General features: G+C 68.4%; 6 protein-coding genes, 1 tRNA gene and 1 pseudogene. 5 read left to right on the top strand and 3 right to left on the bottom strand.

Annotated elements, in window-relative coordinates; all coding sequences use genetic code 11:
- Positions 1-536: pseudogene (locus EQG76_RS10530) on the top strand (VOC family protein); the annotation flags it as partial.
- A 49-nt stretch (positions 537-585) separates the two neighbouring features.
- Here EQG76_RS10530 and EQG76_RS10525 read toward each other — a convergent pair.
- The 3 genes from EQG76_RS10525 to guaA all read right to left on the bottom strand — a co-directional run bounded on the left by EQG76_RS10525 (position 586) and on the right by guaA (position 5,764).
- On the bottom strand, positions 586-969 hold the full coding sequence (locus EQG76_RS10525) for a response regulator (RefSeq protein WP_159713149.1): 384 nt from the start codon (positions 967-969) through the stop codon (positions 586-588).
- Positions 962-3,985: a GAF domain-containing protein gene (locus tag EQG76_RS10520; RefSeq protein ID WP_159713147.1), complete on the bottom strand. Its 3,024-nt coding sequence runs from the start codon at positions 3,983-3,985 to the stop codon at positions 962-964. The genes EQG76_RS10525 and EQG76_RS10520 overlap by 8 nt, the downstream gene beginning before the upstream one ends.
- Positions 3,986-4,219: 234 nt before the next feature.
- Positions 4,220-5,764 (bottom strand): glutamine-hydrolyzing GMP synthase, encoded by a 1,545-nt coding sequence (gene guaA, locus EQG76_RS10515; RefSeq protein WP_159713145.1) that lies wholly within the window; start codon positions 5,762-5,764, stop codon positions 4,220-4,222.
- 184 nt (positions 5,765-5,948) lie between these two features.
- On the opposite strand from guaA, the gene EQG76_RS10510 reads away from it, so the two are divergent.
- The 4 genes from EQG76_RS10510 to clpX all read left to right on the top strand — a co-directional run.
- Positions 5,949-6,033 (top strand) — tRNA-Leu (locus tag EQG76_RS10510).
- Positions 6,034-6,110: 77 nt separating this feature from the next.
- Positions 6,111-7,487 carry a trigger factor gene (tig, locus tag EQG76_RS10505; protein ID WP_159713143.1) on the top strand — a complete coding sequence of 459 codons (1,377 nt, stop codon included), beginning with the start codon at positions 6,111-6,113 and terminating at the stop codon, positions 7,485-7,487.
- A 223-nt stretch (positions 7,488-7,710) separates the two neighbouring features.
- Complete coding sequence (gene clpP / locus EQG76_RS10500; RefSeq protein ID WP_159713141.1) at positions 7,711-8,325, top strand: ATP-dependent Clp endopeptidase proteolytic subunit ClpP; 615 nt, start codon at positions 7,711-7,713, stop codon at positions 8,323-8,325.
- A 178-nt stretch (positions 8,326-8,503) separates the two neighbouring features.
- On the top strand, positions 8,504-9,339 hold an 836-nt coding region (clpX, locus tag EQG76_RS10495; protein WP_159713139.1), incomplete at its 3' end, for an ATP-dependent Clp protease ATP-binding subunit ClpX.

Here is a 9,339-nt window from a genome sequence, read left to right as displayed (position 1 = left end):
CCTATCTGGACGACCCGGAAGGCAACGGGATCGAAATCTATGCCGACCGGCCGGCCGCGAGCTGGCGCTGGCAGGACGGGCTGATCGCGATGTTGACCGAGCGGATGGACCTGGACGGCGTGATCGCCAGCGGCGGCCACCAGGACTGGCAGGGCGCTCCCCACGGCACCGTGGTTGGCCATGTCCATCTCCAGGTGGGCGCGCTGTCGCCGGCGGAGGAATTCTATGCCGGCCGGCTCGGCCTGGACGTCACCTGCCGCTATCCGGGTGCGGTGTTCTTCTCGGCCGATGGCTATCACCACCATCTGGCTGCCAATGTCTGGAACAGCCGGGGTGCTCCGCCGCGCGACCTGCCTTCGACCGGGCTCACCGAGGTGCGGCTGGCGGTCGGCCCGGCGCGGCTGGCGGCAGCACAGCGCCTGGCGGAGCAGGCCCGCGGCGGGACGCCCGACCGGACCGTCCTGGCCGATCCCTGGGGCACGCCGCTGGTGTTGGGCCCGCTGGAGGCCGACCGGCAGCATCCCGCCATCGGCTGACGGCCCGGCGGCGGGCTTGCAGGCACGAACCGGCACTGCACCCTGCCAGCTACGCCGCTGCGCAGCCCTGGACCTCCCGCGCCAATGCCCGCGCGATCTCGGCGGGGGTAATCGGCTTCTCACAGCGCGTCACATGGGCATGACGGCTGGGTACGCTCGAGCGCTCGTAGCCCGTGGTCAGGAGGAAGGGGACACCCCGTTCGCTCAGGAGGTCGGCTGCCGGCCAGACCATCTCGCCGCCCAGATTGACGTCGAGCACCGCGGCGTCGATCTGCGGATGCTGGCCGATCAGGGCGAGCACGTCCCCCAGATGGGGGACCGGGCCCAGCACGACCGCACCTTCGTCCTCCAGGGCCTGGCGGAGATCGTCGGCCAGCATGTACTCGTCCTCGGCGACCAGCACGCGCCGGCCCGCCAGCATCGCCTCAGCCATGGACGCCCTCCTTCCTCCCACAACTGCCGGAGGCCGGCGGCGTGCCCGATACCGGCAGGATGATCGTGCAGCTCACGCCGTCCGGACCCAGCTCGTAGGCCGTCCTCGCGTTGAGCTGGTAGGGCAGCGCTCGCTCGATCAGCTCCCGCCCGTAGCCGCCGCCCCTGGGTGCTGCACCCGGCTCGGGCATGGCCACGCCGCGCTCCTGCCAGCGGACCTCGAGCTGCGGTGCTCCTGCACCGTCCTGCCGCTCCAGGTACCAGCGCACCTCCAGATGGCCGCCCGCCCCGGACAGGGCCCCGTACTTGGCCGCGTTGGTGGCCAGTTCGTGCAGGGCCAGGGCCAGGGTCTGCACGGTGCTGGAGCGCAGGCCGACACCGGGCGGCCCCTCAAGCACGACCCGGTCGGCTTGGTCTTCCAGCATGCCGAGTGCCGCCAGCTCGACCCGCAGCAACTCGTCGAAGGCGATGCGCTCGCCATCGTCCAGCCGGGACAGGAGGCCGTTCACCCTGGCCAGCGCCGCCAGCCGATCCTGGAACCGCTCGCGGAACTCAGCGAGCGTGGCGCTGCTCCGCATGGTCTTGTCGGCCAGCGAGCGGACCACAGCCAGGAGGTTGCGGGTGCGGTGCTGCAGTTCAGCGACCAGGACCTGCAACCGGTCGGCGGTGGCCTTCTCCTCGGTCACGTCCTCGCTGATCCCGCCGATCCGCTGCACCTGCCCGGCCTCGTCCCGGAGCGGGAACTGGGTGCTGTGCAGCCAGCGCAGCTGGCCGTCCAAGCGCCGCCGGATCCGGTATTCCAGGGCCACCTGCCGGCCCTGGCGGACGCGCCGGAGGTTCGCTAGCACCCGGCCGCGATCCTCGGGCAGGATCGGCCGCAGCCAGTTCCGCACCGTGCCTGTCCGCAGCGCCTCGCTCCTGGGCTGGCCGTAGACCACCTCGAAGGCTGGGCCCAGATACTCCAGACGCAGCGTCGCGGCATTGCGAATCCAGATGACGTCGGAAGACGCATCTACGAACTGCTGGAAGCGCTCCTCGCTCTTGCGCAGCGCGTTCTCAGCGCGCTTGTTGCACAAGGCCTGCAGGATCGCCGGGGCCAGCGCCTGGGCGGCCTCGAGATCGTCCGGCCGATAGCCGCCCTTGCGGTTGGCAAGGCCGATCATGCCTACTACCCGTCCGTCCTGGACGAGCGGCACGCCCATGAACGCGTGCAGCGGCGGATGGCCCTTGGGCGTGCCGATCTGATCCCGATGCTTAGCCGGGTCATTAGCGATGAGGCCCTGGCCGTCGGTCAGGACCCGGCCGTAGATGCCGCGGATCTCGAGCCCGGTGGGCGCCTTCCCTTGGGCAAAACGCGGGTCCTCCATGGCGAAGTGCTGCCAGCCGCGCGCGCTGACCGACAGGTCGTCGAGCCGGTTGGTGGCGACGTTGACCTCGCCGATGAAGCTGAACTCGCTTTGGGTGATGTCTTCGACTACCTCCAGACAGACATGGGCCAGCTCCTCCTCGGAGCGGGTGCCCAGCGCCTCCCTAAAGATCCGGTTGATGCCCTCCAGCACCGCGTTCTTGCGTCGGACCGCATCCCCGATACGGGCACGCTCCAGGGCCTCCCAGGCGCGTTCGGCCACGTCCTGGATCAGCGCCACTTCCTCTGCCCGCCACTGCCGTGCCGGCCGGTCGGCCACGGCCATGGCGGCCACCAGCTGGCCGTGCTTCATGATCGGCACGCAGGCCAGGGATTTCGCCAGCAGCGCCCGCCAGGCGCTGCCCGCCTGGTCAGCCGCGAGCTGACCCTCGGGGCTGCCTGTGGTGACGACCGGCTGGCCTTGCCGCAATGCCTCTAGCAGCGGGCCCACCCGTTCGAACGGGTGGCAGCCGTCAAGGCTCGCGGCTTCGCCCAGGACGTGATCGCGCTCGACCGTGACCAACCGGGCCTCCTCGTCGATGGCGGCGTAGAAGGCCTGATCGGTGCGCAGGTGGCGGCCGAGGATGCGGGCGGCCTCGCCCTGGATCGCGGGCGGGTCGGCCAGCGGCCGGAGCGCGTCGCTCAGCTGCAGCAGGAGGGTCAGCCGGTCGTCGACCAGCCGTTGCTCAGTGACGTCGAAGCTGACGCCGTTGATGATCCAGGGTCGCTCCTGTTCCGCCCGGCCGCGCCACCTGATCCACCTGCCGGAAGGCGTGGCACCGCCCACATGGAGCTGGCCGTCGAACTCCTGCCCGGGTGCGATCTCCGTGGTGAACAGCTCGGGCGTCACATGCTCGGCGTCCGGCGTGATCCGGCTCGCGAAGACCGACATCGGCCACCCACTGCCGCTGGGGGGTAGGTCCCACAGCGCCTCGAAGACGGCATCACCCTGGATCACGCCGCTGCGCATGTCCCAGCGCCAGGCCCCCATGCGGCCGCCTTCCAGCGCGATGCGGCGCAGTTCTTCGCTCTTCTGCGTGCTCGCCAGAGTCTGCACCAGCTGGTGGGCGGCCGAGGCAAAGCGGGCCAGGTTCTGCAGGATGCGCGAATCCTCCTGCTCGAACCGGGCGGCGGGGTGGTGCATCACCACCCAGAGCGTGCCGATGGGCCGGCCTTCGACACGGAAGGGAACGAGCAGGTTCTCCCGGATCGGGGGGATGATATCACGCACTGCCGGGAAGAACCGGCCACCTTCATCGAACAGCAGCACCTCGTTGCGCGCGATGACTAGGCCGCATGGGGTGGCGTCGACCGGCATGGTGCCGCCCGCCCTGCCGGCGAAGGCGCCGGCGGTCGCGATCCAGCGGAAGACGGCGGGCGTGCTATCTCCTTCCAGTAGGCTAAGCCCGGCAGAGCCCGCACCCGTCAGGCGCAGCGCCGTCTCCACCAGGCACTGCAGGACCTGGCCCGGCCGGTTCGCCATGACCTCGGCCAGATCGCGCAGGGCCTCGCTTTCTGCCTGGAAGTTGGGCTCACGCGAGGGCCGGCGGTCCAGCTCGGCGGTGATGAGGACGTCGTCGAGGCCGATCGCCCGCTGTGCCGGGCCGCTCATGGTGCCGTCACCTCCGCTGCCGGCTCCGGCGCACCGTGCCTGCGGCGGCCATGCTGCGGCCGCGCCCGTGCACGCCCGTGACACCGGCAGTCGGCCCCATTCGTTTCCCTCTCATCGATGCCGAAGCGCCCGCGGCCGCGAAGTCGGCCAAGGCCCACGACTATCTCAGCATAAGACCTTCGGCCTAAGGCGACCAGCGCCAAGGCATGGCCGAACCGCCCGCGGCCGGGTCGGTCACTCCCACTCGATCGTGCCGGGCGGCTTGGAGGTGTAGTCGTAGACCACCCGATTGATGCCCTTGACCTCGTTGACGATCCGGTTCGCGACCCGGGCCAGGAAGGAGGGCTCGAACAGGAAGACGTCGGCGGTCATGCCGTCCTCGGAGGTGACGGCGCGCAGCGCGCAGACCCGCTCATAAGTGCGGGCATCGCCCATCACGCCCACGGTGCGGACGGGGAGGAGCACGGCGAAGGCCTGCCAGATCCGGTCGTAGAGGCCGGCCATCCGTATCTCCTCCAGATAGATCCGGTCGGCCTGCTGCAAGGTCTCGACGGCGTCTGACGTGATCTCGCCCGGGATGCGCACGGCCAGGCCCGGCCCGGGGAAGGGGTGGCGGCCCACGAAGATCTCGGGCAGGCCCAGCTCGCGCCCGAGCACGCGGACCTCGTCCTTGAACAGCTCGCGCAAGGGCTCGACCAGCTTCATGCGCATCCGCTCCGGCAGGCCGCCGACATTGTGGTGCGACTTGATGGTGACCGAGGGGCCGCGGAAGGAGACGCTCTCGATGACGTCCGGGTAGAGCGTGCCCTGGGCCAGGAAGTCGGCACCACCCAGCCTGCTGGCCTCGCGGTCGAACACGTCGATGAAGGTGGCGCCGATGATCTTGCGCTTTTTCTCGGGATCGGTGACGCCTTGGAGCTTGCCCAGGAACTCCTGCCCCGCATCCACCGCCACCAGCGGGATGTTGAAGTGGCCGCGGAACAGGTCGACCACCTCCTTGGCCTCACCGTGGCGGAGCAATCCTGTGTCGACGAACACGCAGGTGAGCTGGTCGCCGATCGCCTCGTGCAGGAGCAGGGCCGCCACCGCGCTGTCCACGCCGCCGGACAGGCCGCACAGGACGCGCCCGTCGCCCACCTGCTGGCGGATCTGACCGATCGCCTGCTCCTTGTAGGCGCTCATCGACCAGTCGCCGGCCAGGCCGGCGATCTTGTAGACGAAGTTCTCCAAAAGCTTGGCGCCGATCGGCGTGTGGACTACCTCGGGGTGGAACTGCACTCCGTAGAAGCGGCGCGCCTCGTCGGCCACCGCGGCAAACGGCGAGCCGTCCGAGACGGCGAGGATGGTGAAGCCCTTGGGCAGGGCGGTCACCTTGTCGCCGTGGCTCATCCAGACCTGGGCGGTCTCGCCCGGCTCCAGGATGGCGTCGAACAGGGGCGAGGGCCGCTCCAGCCGGATCGTGGCCCGGCCGAACTCGCGGTGCGAGGACGGCTCGACCTTGCCGCCGAGCTGCGCCGCCATGGTCTGCTCGCCATAGCAGATGCCGAGCACCGGCACGCCCAGCTCGAACACCGCGTCCGGTGCCCTCGGGCTCAGCGCCTCGTGGGTGGAGGCCGGCCCGCCCGACAGGATCACCGCACCGGCCCCGAAGTCACGGACCTGCTGGTCGGTCGCTGTGCAGGGCAGGATCTCGCAGTACACCCTGGCCTCGCGCACCCGGCGTGCGATCAGCTGGGTCACCTGGGAGCCGAAATCGAGGATCAGTACGCGGTCGGTCATGGTCTTGCCCGGTGAAGCTGGCTGGCTTCTAGCGCGGATCGGCCGAAAGGGGCAGTCTCGGGCCCGTCGGCCCGACCGGCATCCCTGCGGGTTGAGCCGTCGGGCGAACGCTGCTATGGAGCGCAACCTTCGCGGCCAGCCGGCAGCGGGAATCCGCGTGCACGCCCGTGACGGGTCGAACCGCGCGGACGTGGTGGAATTGGTAGACACGCAGGATTTAGGTTCCTGTGGGGAAACCCGTGAGGGTTCGAGTCCCTCCGTCCGCACCATCCGTCCGGCCGCGATTATCCATGGAAGCCGGTGGCCGAGGGCTGGCCGCCGGCATTGGTCGTTTCGAGGGCGCTCAATGCAGGTCACGCAGGTTTCGGCCGACGGTCTGAAGCATCATCTGAAGGTGGTGGTCCCGGCCGCCGACATCGAGACGAAGGTCACCGAGCGGCTGAGCGCGCTCGCCAAGACCGCGCGCCTGCCGGGCTTCCGCCCGGGCAAGGCCCCGGTGTCGCTGCTCAAGAAGCAGTATGGCCGCTCGGTCACCGGCGAGATCCTGGAGAAGAGCATCGACGAGGGCTCGAAGAAGGCCATCGCCGACAACCAGCTCCGTCCGGCCCTGCAGCCCAAGGTCGAGGTCACCTCGTTCGACGAGGGCAAGGACTTGGAGTTCGAGCTCCATGTCGAGAACCTGCCGACCCCGCCGGAGGTCGACCTGGCGGCGATCGAGCTGACCCGGTACGAGGCCGAGATCCCGGCCGAGACCGTGCAGAAGGCGCTGGACGACATCGTCAAGGCGAACCGCCCCTATGCGGAGCCGGCCGAGCCCCGCTCGGCCAGGCAGGACGACCGGATCACCATCGACTTCGCCGGCAAGATCGACGGCGTGGCGTTCGATGGCGGCACCGGCAAGGACATGCCGGTCGTGATCGGCTCGGGCATGCTGGTGCCGGGCTTCGAGGACCAGTTGGTCGGCACCTCGGTCGGCGAGGAGAAGGTGATCGAAGTCACCTTCCCCGAGGACTACGGGGCCGAGAACCTGAAGGGCAAGGCCGCGACCTTCGACATTAAGGTCACCAAGATTGAGGAGCCGGGCGAAGTCCAGCTCGACGACGAGTTCGCCAAGAAGCTCGGTCAGGAGAGCGTGGAGAAGCTCAAGGAGGCGGTGGAGGGGCGCTTTGCCGCCGAGTATGGCCGTGCCACCCGGATGAAGCTGAAGCGCGCGCTCCTGGACGTGCTGGCCGACCGCTACCCGTTCGAGGTGCCGCCGGGCATGGTCGAGCTGGAGTTCGACGCGATCTGGAACCAGCTCACCGCCGAGATGCAGCGCCAGGGCCAGACCTTCGCCGACGAGAACAAGTCGGAGGATGAGGCCAAGGAGGAGTACCGCAAGATCGCCGAGCGCCGGGTGCGCCTGGGCCTGCTGCTCTCCGACATCGGCACCAAGAACGAGGTCAAGGTCGAGAACAAGGAGCTGCAGCAGGCGATGATCGCCCAGGCACAGCGCTTCCCCGGCCAGGCGCGGCAGGTGTTCGAGTTCTACCAGAAGAACCCGGCGGCGCTCGAACAGCTCCGCGCACCAATCTTCGAGGACAAGGTCGTCGACTTCATCGTGGAGAAGGCCAAGGTCGAAACGCAGAAGGTCTCGCCCGAGGAGCTGATGAAGGAGGTCGACGAGGACGAGGACGAGATGCTGGTCGACGCCGAGGCGTCGGACGAGACCCGCTCTTCCTAATCCAGGATTGATGGCCGGGCTGTGCTCGGCTACCGGTACGTGAGAGACGTCCGCGCGAGCGCCAGGGTGCTCGCGCGGACGTTCCGTTTTCGGGGCGAATGGTGGAACCGGAAGTTTCCGCTGAAGTGGCGGTGCTGGACGGCTTCAACTTCGCGACGGATACGCTACATATGGCCGTGACCGCGCAAGGACGTGCGTTGCCGGCGCGAACGACGAGGAACGGATGATGCAGGGGCCGATGGCGCAGCTGGTGCCGATGGTGGTCGAGCAGACCAGCCGTGGCGAGCGCGCGTACGACATCTATTCCCGGATGCTCAAGGAGCGGATCATCTTCCTGATGGGCCCCGTGGACGACGGCCTGGCCAGCGTGGTGACGGCCCAGCTCCTGTTTCTGGAAGCGGAGAACCCGGAGAAGGATATCGCTATCTACATCAATTCTCCGGGCGGCGTGGTGACTGCGGGTCTCGCGATCTACGACACCATGCAGTACATCAAGCCCGACGTGTCGACGATCTGCATCGGCCAGGCGGCGAGCATGGGTTCGTTGCTTCTCTGTGCCGGCGCGCCGGGCAAGCGCTACGCTTTGCCGCATGCAAGAGTGATGACCCACCAGCCTTCGGGCGGCTTCCAGGGCCAGGCCACCGACATCGAGATCCACGCGCGCGAGATCATCAGCATCCGCCAGCGCCTGAACGAGATCTATGTCCGCCATACCGGACGTACCCTGCCCGAAGTCGAGGCGCGCATGGAGCGCGACACCTTCATGAGCGCGGTGCAGGCCAGGGAGTTCGGCCTGATCGACGAGGTCTACGAGAAGCGCGACGTGAAAGCCGCGTGACGCTCGTGCCACAGTACCGTTGCCAAGCGGTATGCGTTTGCCGGTCGCCGGCCGTTCCGGGTGCAGGTGCTGCGCGTGGAACGACCGGCGGGTCCCGGACGTTGCCTGCATGGATGGTTGAACCATCCGGCACCGACGCGTACCATCCATCCATGACAGCTACCGAGTCGCCTGATCTATGAGCAAAGCTGGCGGTGAGTCCAAGAACACCCTCTATTGCTCGTTCTGCGGCAAGAGCCAGCATGAGGTCCGCAAGTTAATCGCCGGCCCGACCGTGTTCATCTGCGACGAATGCGTCGAGCTGTGCATGGACATCATTCGGGAGGAGAACAAGTCGGCCGTGGCCAAGAGTCGTGCTGGCGTGCCGACCCCGGCCGAGATCTGCTCCATCCTGGATGACTATGTCATCGGCCAGAGCCAAGCGAAGAAGGTCCTCTCGGTCGCGGTGCACAACCACTACAAGCGGCTGGCGCACGGATCGAAGGGCAGCGATGTCGAGCTGGCCAAGTCCAACATCCTGCTGATCGGGCCCACGGGCTGCGGCAAGACGCTGCTGGCCCAGACGCTGGCGCGCACGCTGGACGTGCCGTTCACCATGGCGGACGCGACCACGCTGACCGAGGCCGGCTATGTCGGCGAGGATGTCGAGAACATCATCCTGAAGCTGCTCCAGGCGGCCGACTACAATGTCGAGCGGGCGCAGCGCGGCATCGTCTATATTGATGAGGTCGACAAGATCAGCCGCAAGTCCGAGAACCCCTCGATCACCCGCGATGTGTCGGGCGAGGGCGTGCAGCAGGCGCTACTCAAGATCATCGAGGGCACGGTCGCGAGCGTGCCGCCGCAGGGCGGGCGCAAGCATCCCCAGCAGGAGTTCCTGCAGGTGGACACGACCAACATCCTGTTCATCTGCGGGGGCGCGTTCGCCGGGCTGGACAAGATCGTGTCGGCGCGCGGCAAGCCGCGCTCGATGGGCTTCGGCGCCGAGGTGCGTGGCCCCGACGAGCGGCGCTC

This window comes from Geminicoccus flavidas (assembly GCF_009806515.1).
GTDB lineage: Bacteria > Pseudomonadota > Alphaproteobacteria > Geminicoccales > Geminicoccaceae > Geminicoccus > Geminicoccus flavidus.
The sequence above is the reverse complement of the archived record's forward strand: the minus strand, read 5'-3'. Positions and strand labels throughout refer to the sequence as shown.